Source organism: Bradyrhizobium sp. 153 (assembly GCF_023073835.1).
GTDB lineage: Bacteria > Pseudomonadota > Alphaproteobacteria > Rhizobiales > Xanthobacteraceae > Bradyrhizobium.
Genome location: NZ_JADPKH010000019.1, coordinates 1 through 13,784 on the forward strand (window position 1 = coordinate 1; position 13,784 = coordinate 13,784).

The 13,784-nt window shown below is 64.9% G+C and carries 17 protein-coding genes; 6 read left to right on the forward strand and 11 right to left on the reverse strand.

Translation table 11 applies throughout. The features are described from left to right. Nucleotides 1-158: 158 nt before the first annotated feature. On the reverse strand, nt 159-632 hold the full coding sequence (locus IVA91_RS04750; RefSeq protein ID WP_247418724.1) for a hypothetical protein: 474 nt from the start codon (nt 630-632) through the stop codon (nt 159-161). Between the two features lie 209 nt (nt 633-841). Here IVA91_RS04750 and IVA91_RS04755 point away from each other — a divergent pair, with 209 nt between their 5' ends. Beyond that, nucleotides 842-2,497 (forward strand): fumarate hydratase, encoded by a 1,656-nt coding sequence (locus tag IVA91_RS04755; RefSeq protein ID WP_247280642.1) that lies wholly within the window; start codon nt 842-844, stop codon nt 2,495-2,497. A gap of 181 nt (nt 2,498-2,678) precedes the next feature. On the opposite strand, the gene IVA91_RS04760 is transcribed toward IVA91_RS04755, so the two are convergent. The 5 genes from IVA91_RS04760 to IVA91_RS04780 form a co-directional block, all read right to left on the reverse strand. Continuing rightward, on the reverse strand, nt 2,679-2,975 hold the full coding sequence (locus IVA91_RS04760) for a hypothetical protein (RefSeq protein ID WP_247280643.1): 297 nt from the start codon (nt 2,973-2,975) through the stop codon (nt 2,679-2,681). Nucleotides 2,976-3,081: 106 nt separating this feature from the next. After that, a complete protein-coding gene (locus tag IVA91_RS04765) occupies nt 3,082-3,636 on the reverse strand; it encodes a septation protein IspZ (RefSeq protein ID WP_247280644.1) in 555 nt (184 codons plus the stop codon). A 12-nt stretch (nt 3,637-3,648) separates the two neighbouring features. Continuing rightward, nucleotides 3,649-4,224 (reverse strand): hypothetical protein, encoded by a 576-nt coding sequence (locus IVA91_RS04770; RefSeq protein ID WP_247280645.1) that lies wholly within the window; start codon nt 4,222-4,224, stop codon nt 3,649-3,651. A 76-nt stretch (nt 4,225-4,300) separates the two neighbouring features. Then, nucleotides 4,301-4,564 (reverse strand): hypothetical protein, encoded by a 264-nt coding sequence (locus IVA91_RS04775; RefSeq protein ID WP_247280646.1) that lies wholly within the window; start codon nt 4,562-4,564, stop codon nt 4,301-4,303. Between the two features lie 76 nt (nt 4,565-4,640). Next, nucleotides 4,641-6,038 carry a carotenoid oxygenase family protein gene (locus tag IVA91_RS04780; protein WP_247418728.1) on the reverse strand — a complete coding sequence of 466 codons (1,398 nt, stop codon included), beginning with the start codon at nt 6,036-6,038 and terminating at the stop codon, nt 4,641-4,643. Between the two features lie 105 nt (nt 6,039-6,143). Here IVA91_RS04780 and IVA91_RS04785 point away from each other — a divergent pair, with 105 nt between their 5' ends. Beyond that, nucleotides 6,144-6,899 carry a TetR-like C-terminal domain-containing protein gene (locus IVA91_RS04785; RefSeq protein WP_247280761.1) on the forward strand — a complete coding sequence of 252 codons (756 nt, stop codon included), beginning with the start codon at nt 6,144-6,146 and terminating at the stop codon, nt 6,897-6,899. Here the strand turns inward: IVA91_RS04785 and IVA91_RS04790 are convergent. After that, complete coding sequence (locus IVA91_RS04790; protein ID WP_247280648.1) at nt 6,896-7,501, reverse strand: hypothetical protein; 606 nt, start codon at nt 7,499-7,501, stop codon at nt 6,896-6,898. The genes IVA91_RS04785 and IVA91_RS04790 overlap by 4 nt on opposite strands. 161 nt (nt 7,502-7,662) lie before the next feature. On the opposite strand from IVA91_RS04790, the gene IVA91_RS04795 reads away from it, so the two are divergent. Next, entirely contained in the window at nt 7,663-8,238 is a 576-nt protein-coding gene (locus tag IVA91_RS04795) for an SET domain-containing protein (protein ID WP_247280649.1), read from the forward strand. Between the two features lie 120 nt (nt 8,239-8,358). Here IVA91_RS04795 and IVA91_RS04800 read toward each other — a convergent pair whose 3' ends face one another. Continuing rightward, nucleotides 8,359-8,757 (reverse strand): hypothetical protein, encoded by a 399-nt coding sequence (locus IVA91_RS04800; RefSeq protein ID WP_247280650.1) that lies wholly within the window; start codon nt 8,755-8,757, stop codon nt 8,359-8,361. Nucleotides 8,758-8,788: 31 nt separating this feature from the next. Beyond that, nucleotides 8,789-9,019 carry a hypothetical protein gene (locus IVA91_RS04805; protein ID WP_247418730.1) on the reverse strand — a complete coding sequence of 77 codons (231 nt, stop codon included), beginning with the start codon at nt 9,017-9,019 and terminating at the stop codon, nt 8,789-8,791. 101 nt (nt 9,020-9,120) lie between these two features. Between IVA91_RS04805 and IVA91_RS04810 the strand changes: the two genes are divergently transcribed. Beyond that, nucleotides 9,121-9,942 (forward strand): helix-turn-helix transcriptional regulator, encoded by an 822-nt coding sequence (locus tag IVA91_RS04810; RefSeq protein ID WP_247418731.1) that lies wholly within the window; start codon nt 9,121-9,123, stop codon nt 9,940-9,942. 40 nt (nt 9,943-9,982) lie between these two features. Then, nucleotides 9,983-10,807: a helix-turn-helix transcriptional regulator gene (locus IVA91_RS04815; RefSeq protein WP_247418733.1), complete on the forward strand. Its 825-nt coding sequence runs from the start codon at nt 9,983-9,985 to the stop codon at nt 10,805-10,807. Here IVA91_RS04815 and IVA91_RS04820 read toward each other — a convergent pair. Further along, on the reverse strand, nt 10,795-11,595 hold the full coding sequence (locus IVA91_RS04820) for a thioesterase family protein (protein ID WP_247418744.1): 801 nt from the start codon (nt 11,593-11,595) through the stop codon (nt 10,795-10,797). The two genes, IVA91_RS04815 and IVA91_RS04820, sit on opposite strands and share 13 nt — an antisense overlap. Nucleotides 11,596-11,762: 167 nt before the next feature. Between IVA91_RS04820 and IVA91_RS04825 the strand changes: the two genes are divergently transcribed. Further along, the gene (locus IVA91_RS04825) at nt 11,763-12,428 is read left to right on the forward strand and encodes a DsbA family oxidoreductase (RefSeq protein WP_247418746.1); all 666 of its coding nucleotides are present in this window, start codon (nt 11,763-11,765) and stop codon (nt 12,426-12,428) included. 7 nt (nt 12,429-12,435) lie between these two features. Here IVA91_RS04825 and IVA91_RS04830 read toward each other — a convergent pair whose 3' ends face one another. Further along, nucleotides 12,436-13,605 carry a GNAT family N-acetyltransferase gene (locus tag IVA91_RS04830; protein ID WP_247280656.1) on the reverse strand — a complete coding sequence of 390 codons (1,170 nt, stop codon included), beginning with the start codon at nt 13,603-13,605 and terminating at the stop codon, nt 12,436-12,438. Between the last annotated feature and the right edge of the window lie 179 nt (nt 13,606-13,784).

The window sequence follows — 13,784 nt, forward strand, 5'->3', positions numbered from 1 at the left end:
TTGCGCTCAATCGTCCGGTCATAGCTGTTGTCGCGCATCGGATCGTCCTCCGCTGGAGCGATCCAATCAGCGAATTAGTGAACATGCACAGCAATGACGACGTGTGGCGAGCAACATCGTGATGCTCGCGCCGCGGGCAAGAGCGTGCAAGGCTCCGCCTATTCGTCCTTGCCGCGCGTGATCGCGATGGACGCGTCCGACTTGGTGCGGCTGCATTCCATGTTGAGCCGCCGGTAGCGCATGCTGATCTTGTCGCCGCGCAACAGGCCCATCCGCTTCAGGCAGCGTGTCGCGCCCGTGGTGGTGTCGTCCTTCGTCACGGTGAAGACGATCGCCGCCATCGACCCCACCAGCGCATAGAACTCTGGCTTGGGCTTGCGATCGCCCTTGGCATAGAGCTCGATCGAATATTTGTCGCCGCGGCAGCCAACGGACAGGTCCTTGGCCGCCGGGTGCGTCAAATAGACGATGTTGGCGGCCCGGAAATTCACCTTAAGTCGATCGATCTGGTTCGCCAGCTCCTTGGCGCTGTCGTCGCAGCGGTCGGCGCGCGCGGGGAAGGTGAGAGCCACAAGGCCGGTGATGGCGGCGGCGACCAGGATCGCGCCGCGGAGGTTCAAGTTCAATGTCATGATGAAAAGCCCCTTGCGGCGTGCATTCAAGCGTCGGCGGGCGCGAAGCGCAAGGGTGGGCGCCGGCCTTTCCACGTGCTGTGCCAATGCCTTCCCGAGCCCCTAGCCACCCTCTCCCATGCGCCCCGGTCCCTTTCTTTTCCGTCCAAAATGGGCTTAGAACGCCTCTATGCCGAGGGCCTATGAGGCCACAAACCCCGAGATCCGCTATGAACGCTCCCACTGCCTTTCCCGACGAGTCAAAACCCGTGCCGCCCTACAAGCACACCCCGCTGTTCCCGCTGGGCAAGGACGAGACGCCCTACAAGAAGATCTCGTCCGAGGGTATCAGGGTTGAGAAGGTTCTGGGCAAGGACATGCTGGTGGTTTCGCGCGAGGCGCTGCGGGCGCTGTCGGAGGCCGCTTTCGGCGACATCAACCATTACCTGCGGCCGGGCCATCTGAAGCAGCTTCGCGCGATCCTGGAGGACGGCGAGGCGAGCCCGAACGACAAGTTCGTTGCCCTCGACTTTTTGAAAAACGCCAACATTGCCGCGGGCGGCGTGCTGCCGATGTGCCAGGACACCGGCACCGCGATCATTATGGGCAAGAAGGGCTGCAACGTCATCACCGACGGTGACGACGAGGCGGCGCTGTCGGAGGGCGCGCGCGATGCTTACTTGCGCCGCAATCTGCGCTACTCGCAGGTCGCCCCGCTCTCGATGTTTGAAGAGAAGAACACCGCCAACAACATGCCGGCGCAGTGCGAGATCTACGCCGAGGGTGACGACGCCTACAAGTTCATGTTCATGGCAAAGGGCGGCGGCTCCGCCAACAAAAGTTTTCTGTTCCAGGCCACGCCGTCCGTCCTGACCAAGGACCGGCTCCTCGCGTTTCTGAAGGAAAAGATCCTGACGCTCGGCACCGCGGCGTGCCCGCCCTATCACCTCGCCATCGTGATCGGCGGCACCTCGGCCGAGCTCTGCATGAAGACGGTGAAGCTCGCCTCCGCCCGCTATCTCGACGCGCTGCCGACCCACGGCTCGCCCGACGGAAATGCCTTCCGGGACGTCGAGATGGAGAAGGAAATCCACAAGATGACGCAAAGCTTGGGGGTGGGCGCGCAGTTCGGCGGAAAATATTTCTGCCACGACGTGCGCGTGATCCGGATGCCGCGTCATGGCGCTTCGCTGCCGATCGGGCTTGGCGTGTCCTGCTCGGCCGACCGCCAGGTGCTCGGCAAGATCACGAAGGATGGCGTTTATCTCGAGGAGCTCGAGCACAACCCGGCGCAATACCTGCCGCAGGTGGAGCAGTCGCTCGGCGGCGAGGTCGTCAAGATCGATCTCAACCAGCCCATGAAGGACATTCTGGCGACGTTCTCCAAGTACCCGATCAAGACGCGGGTCTCGATGACCGGCACCATGATCGTCGCGCGCGATTCCGCGCATGCCAAGCTGCGCGAGCGGCTGGAGAGGGGCGAGCCGCTGCCGGACTATTTCAAGAACCATCCGGTCTATTACGCCGGACCAGCCAAGACGCCCGAAGGCTATGCCTCCGGCGCGTTCGGCCCGACCACCGCAGGCCGCATGGATTCCTTCGTCGACCAATTCCAAGCTGCGGGCGGTTCGATGGTGATGGTGGCGAAAGGCAACCGTGCTCCGGCCGTGCGCGAGGCCTGCAAGAAATATGGTGGCTTCTATCTCGGCTCGATCGGCGGGGCCGCGGCGAACCTTGCCGAGCACTGCATCAAGAAGGTCGAGGTGCTCGAATATCCCGAGCTCGGCATGGAAGCGATCTGGCGCATCGAAGTCGTCGACTTCCCGGCGTTCATCATCATCGACGACAAGGGGAATGATTTCTTCAAGGAATTGAATTTGGGCTAGCGGCTTCACCCTGCTTGCGCGCTCGTGAGCGTGCATGTGCCCTTACGGAAGTCCGTGATGCCCGGGATTGCACGGATCTTTCTTGCTGCCGCGAGCACGTGAATGGCCGAGGCAGTCCCGGCCATGACGATGCGGAAAGCTTAGGCGCGCCCTGTCGCTGTCAGCGGACGGCAGACCGGCCTTAAGCGCGCGTGCCCGTAAACGGGAAGCTACCCATCGGGCCGATGCCCATCTCGCCACTGATGCTGTCGCCCGAGACGGTGCCGGTGAATTCGAGCGTGAGCGGCATCGGATTGGTGATCGAGACCTTCCAGGAGACGTTGTCGCCGCTGACGTTGCCGTCGAAAATCTCGGCGGTACTACCTTCCGCACCCTGCGTGCCCGTGAGCGTGCCGCCCGCGGCCTTCAGGCTGAGCGTCGCCTGGCGCTCGCCCATCGGCGTCGTCATGGTCAGATTCCAGTTGCCGTCCACGGCCATTCCCGTCTCCCGAACAAATCCCGGCGGGCCGCGACGATCCGCGGCCAGTCCTGTGGCGAGCCTATAACCCAACTCGCAGCTCCTGCCTAACGCTCCGATGGGGCAATTAGGCGCGGGCAGCGGCGCGCCGGCGGCTGGTGACGATGAGGCGCAGAACGACGTATTGCACGGCAAATGCCAGGATCTTGGCGCCGCCCGCGACGACGGTGAGATAGAACGCCCACAGCTTCAGATCGCCGGTCGAGGCGACGGCGATCACGCCGACGCCGATCGCGAACATCAGCACCGCCCAGGCATAGCCCGCAGCCGTCACATATTCCGGAACGGTCTCGACGACGATCGGCGGCATGTAGCGCAGCATCCAGCCGCGCTTGAGCATGATGAGTCCGATCGCGAAATGCGCGATCGCAGGCTTTGCCAGCATGAAGCGGGGATCATTGGTCAAGAGTGTGATCGCGCCCAGTCCAACAACGAGCGCGAGGCTCGCATAAGTCATGTAGTTGAGCTGCTGCCCCTTGACGCGGGCATAGATCACCTGCGCGATCGCGCCGGCGATCGCCACCGATGTCGCCAGGATGACGTTATCGGTGATGAGGTAGACGGCGAGGAAGACGATGGCGGAAAAGAGGTCGGAGGCGAGGCGAGCGAATACGTCCTTCATCGTCGATCCTGTTCAGCGGGCGCTGGGCAATGCGCGGGCGGGCGTACCGTACTTGATCTGGCGATACTCGGGATACCACTTTGTGAAGTAGATTGCGCTGTTGCGGGCGGCGAAGGCGACCGCAACACTCGACCAGAGCGGCAGCCCGGGGACGTAGAGCAGCACGAGATTGGCGCCGGCCATCAACAGCGCGGCTGCGGTCCAGGCGCCGGTTATGACGTAATTGGCGTAAAGGAAGCCAGGGATTGCCGCGGTTTCGGCCGGGACCGATTCAAGCGCATATTGCAGTGTGAAGGGACGGCGGGCCAGCATCGAGCCGAGTGAAATGACGAAGATGCCGATATCGACCGACAGCTTGACCCCGAGCGTGCCGAGCCCGGGATCGACCAGCGCGAGATAGAGGCCGATTGCGGCGAACACGGTCGCCGAGCCTGCAGCCAGGATCTTCACCGAGCGGCCGCGCGCGACATCGATTGCAACGGTGGCGAGGCAGATCGCGGAGGCCGCGAACACGCTGATCGTCGCCGAGGTCACCAGCATCAGCAACGCGAAGACGGCGTAGGGCGCGAGGATCAGGAAAATCGCCATATGCCACCTCGTCAGGCCGAATCTTTACAACGTCAAGATACGTAGCCGAACGCGAAAATTGGGTCAAGCGAAATCTTTACAGTGTCAAAATGACGAAGGCGGCCTCTAGAAGATGAATTGCTGCAGTGGCTTGTTCGGACGCCTCCTCGGCCAATTCCGCCCAGGGGAGGCGCGACAGGATCGGCGCCGCTGCGGCGCTCAAAAGAGCCGCGGCGAGCAAGATGCCGCCGTTGAAGATGGTATGGCTGCTTCGCTTCAGCCGGATCATCTCGAATGCGAGCGCGGCGCAGGAGAGAGCGAGAACGGCGAGGCAGGCTGCTGTGATCGAGGGCACGTGCATGTGGAACCTCTTGGTGATGCATCCGCGCCGTCATGCCGGCCTCGCCGAGTGCGCGCCCGGAATGACGAGGAGGGCGTTACGCCGCCCCAACCCAATTGCCGTGAAAGCCGTCGGGCACGCGGTGGCCGAGCTGGACAAGCGCGACGGGACCGGCCTCGACATCGGTGGCGTTGAACACGGCGAGGTCGCTGCGGTTCTCTCGCGCGCGCCAGACCAATGCGAGCAGCCAGCCGTCGCCCTCGGCCGCATCCTTCGATCGTTCGACGAACACCGGCTCGGAGATGGTGTCGCCGGCCGGCAGCAGATAATGGCCGAGCCGTCTACCGCTGCCGTCGACATGGACGATGCCTGAGAGCGCGTCGAACATCGGCAGCCGCGGATTGGCGCAGGCATACCAGCCGTGGCGGCTCTTCAGTCCGGCGCGGCGATCGTCGATGCGGGGGAATTCGCCGGTGAGATCGTCGAGATAAGTCTGCTGGAAGCGGTCGGTTTTTCCCGAAAGATCGAACGTCCAACGGCAGTGGCGGGCGCGCGACTTCTCCGGATCTGTCGGCCGACCGTCGGGACGCGGAAACAACGGCGGCTCCTCGAACTGCATGACGTCGGCGATGATGCGCTGATCGTCCTCCCACGCATTCATGACGTGGAAGACGTAGCAGGCCTCAGCTCGAAACCAGACGATATCCTTTGCCGTACCGTTGCGCTTCATCACGCCGACATAGGCGCCCTTGTCCGGCTCCCAGGCATAGGGCGGTCGTCCGCTCATCGCGCGTTCCATGCTGCCGGTGATGGGGAGGATCGGAAACAGCACATGGTTCGCGGTAACGATGAAGTCGTGCACCATGCTGGCATAGGGCGCCTCGAAACGCTCGAAGCGCGTCGCCCGTCCTGACGCATCGATCGCTCCGTAGGAGAGGGCAGGGGTCAGCGGTCCCGCCGCATTGTACCCGAAGAATACGAGTTCGCCGGTCACAGGATCGATCTTCGGATGCGCCGTGAAGCTGCCGGCGATGCGGCCTTGGTAGTTGTGATAGCCGCGCGTTGCCAGCGTACCCGGCTCGATCTCGGTCGGCAGGTGTGCTTCTTCCAGCGCCAGCAGCTTGCCGGCATGGAAGATGATGTTGGTGTTGGCGACGCCGCCGTCAGAGAGATCCGCCGGGGCATCCGGCAGCTTGCGGCCGAAGCCGCCGAACAAAGCGCGGCCGGCGTCGTGCTCGGCCAGCCATTTCGGCGTGCGGACCCAGCGGTTGCGGTAGCTCGCGCGTGCGTTCTCGAGGTGGAAGGCGTGCAGCATGCCGTCGCCCACAAACCAGTGCGCACCGGGCGACGAGAACTGCGGATTGGGGCCGTTGCGATAGAGCGTGCCGTTCAACTCGCGCGGCAATTCGCCGATGAGCTTGAGGTACGCCGCGTCGGCTTCGAAGGGAATTGGCGCGATATTGTTGCGCTGCTCGGTGACGACGTCCTGCTGCACGCGTATCCTTCCCTATCTTTACATCGTAAAGATCAGATAGTGCCGATTGCCGTTGCGGTCAAGGGAAATCTTTACACTGTCAATATGGCGCCTTATAGCTTGAGCATGGGCAAAAGCGAAACCAGGGCGGCGCGCGGCCTACGCCCCCCGAAGAAGACATCGTCGACCTCGCACGTCTTGCCGCGTCTCGCGCGGCGCCCGGCAGTTGCGAAGGCTGAGACACCCTATCATCACGGCGCTCTGCGGGAGGCGTTGCTCGAGGCCGCCGAACGGGTGCTGGAGCGCGACGGGCTTGCCGGCCTGACATTGCGCGCGGTGGCACGCGAGGCGGGCGTCTCGCACGCCGCTCCCACCCATCATTTCGGAGACCTCACGGGCCTGCTCAGCGAGCTCGCGGCGGTCGGCTTCCGCCAATTCAACGCGGCGATGGCAGCTTCATCCGATGCCGCGTCCACGCCGCTTGAACACGCACTGGCGCGGCCGAAAGCCTATGTTGCCTATGCGCAGGCGCATCCCGGCATGTACGGCATCATGTTTCGCACCGAGCGGCTCGATTATTCCAGGCCCTCGCTGCGCGAGGCGGCCGAAGCCTCCTTTGCCGGGCTCGCCAATGCCGTCGGCATGATGCGCCAGGAGCAGATCAGCGGCGATGCGCTGACCTTGAACCAGGGCGCGGCGATCGCGCGGGCCTGGTCGCTGGTGCACGGCTTCACCATGCTGCTGCTCGATGGCCGGCTCGAAGATATCCTGGAGAGGTTGCCCGAGGGAACGACGGCCGAACGGCTGCTCGAGGCGATGCTGACGTCGCCCGTGACCACGAAATTGCCGCCTGGCGGCTGTTTGCCCCCGGCGAAGACCTAGCGCATGGTCGCGAGCTCGACGGCGCGGCCTCTTGTGCCGATGATCTTGACCTCGTCCTTGCCGCACCTGAAGCCGCGGGCGAAATCGTCGGCGGCCTTGCGCGCGAGCTCATTGGCGGTGGGATTCGCGATCGCATCGACATAGGCGACGTGACAGACCGGACCCGGCGGCAGCCGGGTCACGACCAGCATGGCTTTGGTGTTCGGCCGCCCCTGCTTGTCGGGATCGCTGCTGTCGGCGATGTGCCAGCGCTGAATGATCGCAAATGGCTTGGCGCCCGCAGCTCGCCATTCGACAGTCGTGTCCGATGAATTGAAGGGAGCGAACCAAACTTTGGCCGCCGGCTCCTCGGCCGCTTCCTTGCGATTGCGGCCGACCGAGACGACCTCGCGAAGATCATCCTCGGCGATCAGCACTACGAGGCCGGACTTGCCCGGACAGACCCGCATGGTGCTGCCGTCGAGCGCGCTGGGCTTACCGATCTGGCGGCAATCTTTCGGCGCGGTCGAGGTGTAGATGCCGCCCACGGACTCGGCGCAGGCCCAATTGACGGCGGCGCATATCAGCAACACGGATAGGCATGTGGTGACGATGCGGATCATGATGACGCTTCGATGCAGCTGGAACTTCGTAGCATCAGACGTCTTGACTGTGGGCAAGGTTCAAAAGCGCCTCCAGGCACCTGACAGCGGCGCGGAATCGTTCTAGAAGAGCGGCTCGCCTGGGCCGCTCCGGCCCCGTTCGCGTCCTCGTTCTCTTGATCATGCCAGCCATATCCTCGAACAAACCTTATCGCGTCGGCCGTTCCAAGACAGGGCTCGGCCTCTTTGCCACCAAGCCGATCAAGAAGGGCACCCGGATCATCCGCTATTTCGGGCCGATCCTGGACTCGCGGATTCCGGCGCACGACGAGATCGAGAACAAATATCTGTTCGAGCTCAACGGGCGCTGGACCATCGACGGATCGGTGCGCAAGAATCTCGCCCGTTACATCAATCATTCCTGCCGGCCCAACGCCGAGTCCGACGTCCGCCCGCGCGAGCGCAAGGTCTTCATCCGCGCCATCAAGAACATCGAGCCGGGCGACGAGATCAACTACGACTACGGCACCGACTATTTCAAAGCCTATCTGAAGCCGATCGGCTGCAAGTGCGATTCCTGCGAGAAGAAGCGCAAGAAGCTGCGCGCCGAGGCGCGGGCCCAACGCACCAAGGCGAAGGCGCGGGCCGAGCGCAAGGCCGCGAAGGCGGGCGCCAAGAGTGCGAAAAAGAAGGCTCCCAAAAAGAACCAGCTCAACGGTCACGCCGTCGCCAAGACGAACGGCCGCGCGCGGGCGTAGGAATCCAAGATTCCGGGGCGGTGCGCAGCGAACTAGGGTGCGCCCTTGCGCACCTGAGAATCTCGAGATTCCGGGTCTCTGGTGCTGCCGCACCAGCCCCGAATGGCAGTGATCGGTAGGTCACGCCGCCACCGCACTCGCGCTCCTCCGCAACCCCACATATTGCAACTCCGCGAACACGCCGGTCGCGATGGCTTGCGCCACAACCATCAGCTCGCCCATGAGGTTCGGCGACACCGCGCCTGAAAGCAGCAGCGCGATGCTGCCGACCGTCCAGGCCGCGTTGCCGATCACGACCAGCAGCACGAGCGCCTTGGAAACAGATGCACGCGCGGCGAGCCAGCCGACCAGTACGGTGTAGGCAATCAGGAAGAGGCCGGTCTCACCCAGCAGCGCTTCGGGAAGGTTGAACAGCGAGGCGAACGTGCTCGCGCCGAAAGTGAAACCCAGCGCGGCGACGCCGCTGAAGACGGCATCGGCGAGCAGTGCACGGCGCAGGAAAGTGGACGCTTCGATCATCGTGGTTCTCCTTGGTTGAGGTCGAGGGACATCACCGCAATCCGCGCCACCAGGCGCGGACGAGGCGGGCGAGGCGGAACGGGCACAGGCTCCTGCCGACGCCGTGCTCGAAGGCGATGACCTGCGCGACGACATAGTCGCCGGTCGAATGCACGAGCGGCTCCGGGACGTTGAGGCTGCCCGCCAGCATCCGGGTTGCGAAGGCCATGGCCCAGGGCAAGACGTGGTCAGCGATGGTCCGGTAGAGCAGCAGCGCGATCATGGTCATCTCCTGTTGCGACCGACGATGCGCGCGTCCGCGCCTCAATTCGATTACCTCGCGGGTAATGGAAGGGCCGAAATTCGCATGCTAGGTTTTCGATCATGAACGCACATGCATCCACGGCACGTACTGAGCGCAGCCAACCGGTCCATATCGGCGACCATTTGCGAGAATGGCGGCAGCGCCGCCGCATGAGCCAGCTCGATCTCGCCGGCGAGGCCGAGATCTCCGCGCGCCATTTGAGCTTCGTCGAGACCGGCCGCGCCGCGCCCTCGCGCGACATGGTGCTCAGGCTCGCCGAGCGCCTCGACGTGCCCTTGCGCGAACGCAACGTGCTGCTGGTCGCGGCCGGCTATGCGCCGGCGTTCCCGCAGCGCCCGCTGGAGGATCCCGCCTTGACATCAGCCCGCCAGGCGATCGACATCGTCCTCAAGGCACATGAGCCCAATCCGGCACTGGCGGTGGACCGGCATTGGAACCTGGTCTCGTCCAACCGCATGGTGGCGCCGCTGCTCGACGGCATCCCGCAGCATCTGCTCGGCCAGCCCTTGAACGTGTTGCGACTTGCCTTTCATCCCGAGGCGCTGGGGCCGCGTACCGTCAATCTTGCGGAATGGTGCGGGCATCTGCTCGAGCGGCTGCACCGGCAATGCGAGGCGACCGCCGATCCTGAACTGATCAAGTTGTATAACGATCTAAAAAGCTACCCCATCCCGGCGCGTGCGGCGCCGCTGCCGAGCGACAATGTCGCGATCCCGTTCAAGCTGCGCCACCAGGGTGAGATCCTGAGCTTCTTTTCCACCACCATGGTGTTCGGCACGCCCGTCGACATCACTCTGTCGGAGCTGGCGCTGGAGACCTTCTTCCCGGCGGACGAGCGCACTGCCGAGCGGCTGAAGCAGATGGCGGCCACACTTTCTTAGCCGCGTTTACAGGGTGCACGAGGGCCCGCATAATCGGCGGATGGATACACGCTCGTCCCGGTCCTTGCGGCCGGCCAATCCGGTCGGCAATCTCCTGCGCGCCTGGCGCATGCGCCGTGCGTTTAGCCAGGCGGAGCTGGCGTTCGAGGCCGGCATCTCTGTCAAGCATCTCAGTCATGTCGAGACCGGCAAGGCGGCGGCCAGTCGGGACATCCTCCTCCAGCTCGCCTCCGCGCTCGATTTGTCGCTGCGCGACCGCAATGCGCTGCTCGAGGCCGGCGGCTTCGCGCGGCAATATGGCGAGCGCGACCTCGCCGCGCCCGAGCTTGCCGATGCGCGGCGTGCCATCGATCTTCTGCTCAGCCGTCACGAGCCATTTCCCGCGATCGTCACCGACCGGCGCTGGAACGTGAAACAGGCCAACCGCGCGGCCTCGCGTCTGATGACGATGCTGCTTGGCTCTGAACGTATGCAGCGTCCGCTCAACCATATGCGCATGTTCCTCGCGCCCGACGAGCTCAAGCCGTTCGTCGAGAACTGGCCAATTGTCGCGGCAGCGCTGTTGTCGCGGGCGCGTCATGAAGCGATGGCCGCCCCGCTCGACGATGCCCTGCAATCGACCTGGCGCGAATTGATGCGCTTGCCGGAGCTGCCGGCGCCTCAACTCGAGGACGAGGCCGTGCCGGGGCCGTTGTGCGAGGTGCGCCTGCGCAAAGGTGAGGTCGGCATCGGCCTGATCGGTGCGGTCCTGACGCTCGGCACACCGCAGGACGTCACGCTCCAGGAGCTTCGTGTCGAGATGTTCATGCCGACGGATGCAGGGTCCGAGACGACGCTGATCGCGCTTGCGTCTCAGGACGCCTGAGCCTGCACGGCCTCACGCCGCTCGAAGCTCAGGGCCTGCATCACCTCGGCAAACGGACCGTTGCGATCGCTCAGCGTCGCCGTGGTCAGGCCCGCGCCGTTGGCGCCGACGCCCGTCGCCGCGCGGATCAGGATCCATTCGCCCTCCGGCGGCCGGACGAAATAGAGGCTGATCTCGGGATTGATGAAGGTCCATTGGCGCATATCGACCATCTGCGCGACGCCGCTGGAGAAGTCAGCGGCCTGCACCGCCTGGAGCAGCGGCGTGTTCGGCTCGCCTTCGACCAGCGCGGCGTCGAGCCGCATCCAGGCGGCGGCCGGACCCGGCTTCTCCAGTGCGCCCTCGATCAGCCGCACCGACACATTCTGGAAATAGCGGCTCCATTTCTGCGCGAAGGCCGGCGGCGGCGTGCCTGCCTCGGGCGCCTGGTCGAGCGCTGCGGGCGCCGCGAAGGGATCGACCGGCGATTCTCCGCTCTGCGCCGTCAGCAGCGCCGTGCAGCGGCCGATCTCGGTCTCGCCGTCCATCAGCCGCACTTGCGCGGTCTTGGCCTTGCGCCCGTCGCGCAGCAGTTCAGTGGTGGTCCTGAAGGCGCGCAGGCCTGCCGGTCGCCAGAGATCGAAGGTCAGGCGCCGCACCGCAAAGCCCGATTCGGTTGCGAGCCGCTCGACCTCACGGGCCATCAGCGCGGTGGTAGCGCTTCCCTGCAACATGTCCGGCGACCACGGACCGCCGGCATGCTCCGTAGCCCGAAATTGATGACCTTCCGGCCTGAAAATGGCTGTCATTGCAGTCTCCCGCTGGTTCGATCGTGCAGCGAGTATCGGGGCGGGTTGCGTTTCCTACAATAACCGCAGAGGTGAAGTCGTGAGCCATGCGGGATGGGCGCCTTGCGCGGCCTCTGGTTCGGCTTATCTTCCGACGGACCCGTAGACTGCCCGAAGGAGGCGCCGCCATGAGCACGCTGAAACCGCTCCAGATCGACGTCGTCTCCGACGTGGTGTGCCCCTGGTGCTATATCGGCAAACACCGCATCGAGAGCGCGTTGGCGCTCGTGCCTGATGTTCCGGTCAAGCTCAATTTCCGGCCCTTCTTCCTCAATCCCTGGGTGCCGCGCGAGGGCATCAGCCGCGAGGACTATCTCACCCAGAAGTTCGGCTCGGTCGAGGCCTATAAGGGCATTGCCGGGCGCGTCGTCGCGGCCGCAAGCGAGGAGGGGCTCGTCTACCGGCCTGAGCTCGTGGCGCGTCAGCCCAACACGACCGATTGCCATCGCCTGATCCTCTGGGCCGAGGCGATCGGCAAGGCGCCCGAGATGAAGCAGCGCCTGATGGAGCTCTATTTCCGCGACGGCGGCGACCTCACCGAGGTCAACGTGCTGGTGCAGGCAGCCGCCGATGTTGGCCTCGATACCGACGACGTGCGCAAGCGCCTTGCCACCGACGAGGATGTCGCGCGCGTTTCGGCGGACGCACAGGAGGCCGCCGAGAAAGGCATCTCCGGCGTGCCGACCTATGTGTTCGCACAGAAGTACGCCGTCTCCGGCGCGCAGGATCCGAACCTGCTCGCGCGCGCCATCCGCCAGGTCTCGGCGGAGGTCAACGCGCAGGCGGCGGAGTAGCTTTCTCTTATTTGCGGAGCCGATGGACCACGCCTCGCGCGGCCTGGTGCGCGACGTTGAGGCCGGCCAGCGCGGCATGAATGAGCGCGACGACCGGATCATTCCGCCGCAGCGGGACCAGCACGTCGCCGATTGCGAAGCGCCCGCGCCAGATCGGGTTGATCATGGGGTGGTTGGCGCTGGCCATCGAATCCGCGCTGGCAATGGCCGGATCAGCGCAGAGATGGCGAGTGAGGTCGAGCGTGAGCTGCACGCCCGGCGAATATCTTGCAAAGCGCTCGTCGATGCCGAGCTTGAAGAAGAAGGCGCGGTCCTGATGGCGCAGCACGACGCCGGCGGCGACCGGTGTCGTGCCGGCGCGCAGCGTGATGATCTCGCATTGCGCGGTTTCCGCCAGCGCCGCGACGGCGCGGCGGATGAAGGTCGCATCGCCCGCATGCTGGATCAGCGCGGTGCCGCGCTTGCCCTTCCAGCCGCTGGCCTCGAGCTGCAGGAACGTTTCCAGCGCGGGCCCGATCTCGTCGCGCCCTCGCGCGACCTCGAACACGACCGCGCCGTTTTCTTCGAGCCGATGGCGCTGGCGCCGCAGCTCCTTGAGCTTCCTGGCGCCGAGCGCTTCGCGCAGCAGCGCATCGCCGTCTTGCGTCGCATCGAGGCTGGCACGGATGTAGGAGCTGAGCAGGCGCGGTCTCAGGCCGTCGCGATTGAGAACCTGATTGAGGGCGATCATCGCAGCGCCATCGAGCGCAATGTCATTCAGCACCAGCGCATGGGCTCCCGCCTCGCGCGCCTGCTGCAACAGACGCATAGCGGCCTCGATCGGGGCGTCGCGGTCGATCAGCGGGCTACACAGCGTGCCATAGGGATGCGCGCTCACCAGCGCGGGCAAGGGAATCTTCCAGGCGCGCCACAGCGAGATCACCGGCATCAGTCCGATCAGCCGCGCCGAAGATCCGTCGAATGCGGGCAGTGCCGAGGCCGAGCTGCGGCCGCGCGCGGTTGCGCTGACGGCAAGCTCCCAGCCGGGCAAGTAGTAGCCGTTCGGCTCGACCGCCCGCTGCGCGAGCGCGCGCCATTGACCGGGGTCAATGGAGGTGAGCGGAACGAGCGCGCGCGCGGCCACAGCATCCCTTGCCGATGGCGGCTTGACCGCTGCCTGCTGCGCGATGTCGACCACGTCCCGTCGTTCCCCGTTCACGCAGGCCAAGGCCGCGTTACGGCCATGCTTAGCGCAACGATTGGAAAGATACCGTTGGGATGCTGCGTCAATTCGAGCGGTCGTGTTAACGTCTCGTTGACATTCCGGCGGCACTGCGCCGGTTGTAGCGGATGGGCGAGGGGTGCTCGACCGGAGGG

Bases quoted from the DNA above. Each gene is read 5' to 3' on its own strand.
- IVA91_RS04820 (WP_247418744.1), bottom strand. From the start codon at position 11,595: ATGACAGCCATTTTCAGGCCGGAAGGTCATCAATTTCGGGCTACGGAG.
- IVA91_RS04790 (WP_247280648.1), bottom strand. From the start codon at position 7,501: ATGATCCGCATCGTCACCACATGCCTATCCGTGTTGCTGATATGCGCC.
- IVA91_RS04795 (WP_247280649.1), top strand. From the start codon at position 7,663: ATGCCAGCCATATCCTCGAACAAACCTTATCGCGTCGGCCGTTCCAAG.
- IVA91_RS04770 (WP_247280645.1), bottom strand. From the start codon at position 4,224: ATGGCGATTTTCCTGATCCTCGCGCCCTACGCCGTCTTCGCGTTGCTG.
- IVA91_RS04755 (WP_247280642.1), top strand. From the start codon at position 842: ATGAACGCTCCCACTGCCTTTCCCGACGAGTCAAAACCCGTGCCGCCC.
- IVA91_RS04775 (WP_247280646.1), bottom strand. From the start codon at position 4,564: ATGCACGTGCCCTCGATCACAGCAGCCTGCCTCGCCGTTCTCGCTCTC.
- IVA91_RS04760 (WP_247280643.1), bottom strand. From the start codon at position 2,975: ATGGCCGTGGACGGCAACTGGAATCTGACCATGACGACGCCGATGGGC.
- IVA91_RS04750 (WP_247418724.1), bottom strand. From the start codon at position 632: ATGACATTGAACTTGAACCTCCGCGGCGCGATCCTGGTCGCCGCCGCC.
- IVA91_RS04785 (WP_247280761.1), top strand. From the start codon at position 6,144: ATGGGCAAAAGCGAAACCAGGGCGGCGCGCGGCCTACGCCCCCCGAAG.
- IVA91_RS04800 (WP_247280650.1), bottom strand. From the start codon at position 8,757: ATGATCGAAGCGTCCACTTTCCTGCGCCGTGCACTGCTCGCCGATGCC.
- IVA91_RS04805 (WP_247418730.1), bottom strand. From the start codon at position 9,019: ATGATCGCGCTGCTGCTCTACCGGACCATCGCTGACCACGTCTTGCCC.
- IVA91_RS04815 (WP_247418733.1), top strand. From the start codon at position 9,983: ATGGATACACGCTCGTCCCGGTCCTTGCGGCCGGCCAATCCGGTCGGC.
- IVA91_RS04825 (WP_247418746.1), top strand. From the start codon at position 11,763: ATGAGCACGCTGAAACCGCTCCAGATCGACGTCGTCTCCGACGTGGTG.
- IVA91_RS04810 (WP_247418731.1), top strand. From the start codon at position 9,121: ATGAACGCACATGCATCCACGGCACGTACTGAGCGCAGCCAACCGGTC.
- IVA91_RS04765 (WP_247280644.1), bottom strand. From the start codon at position 3,636: ATGAAGGACGTATTCGCTCGCCTCGCCTCCGACCTCTTTTCCGCCATC.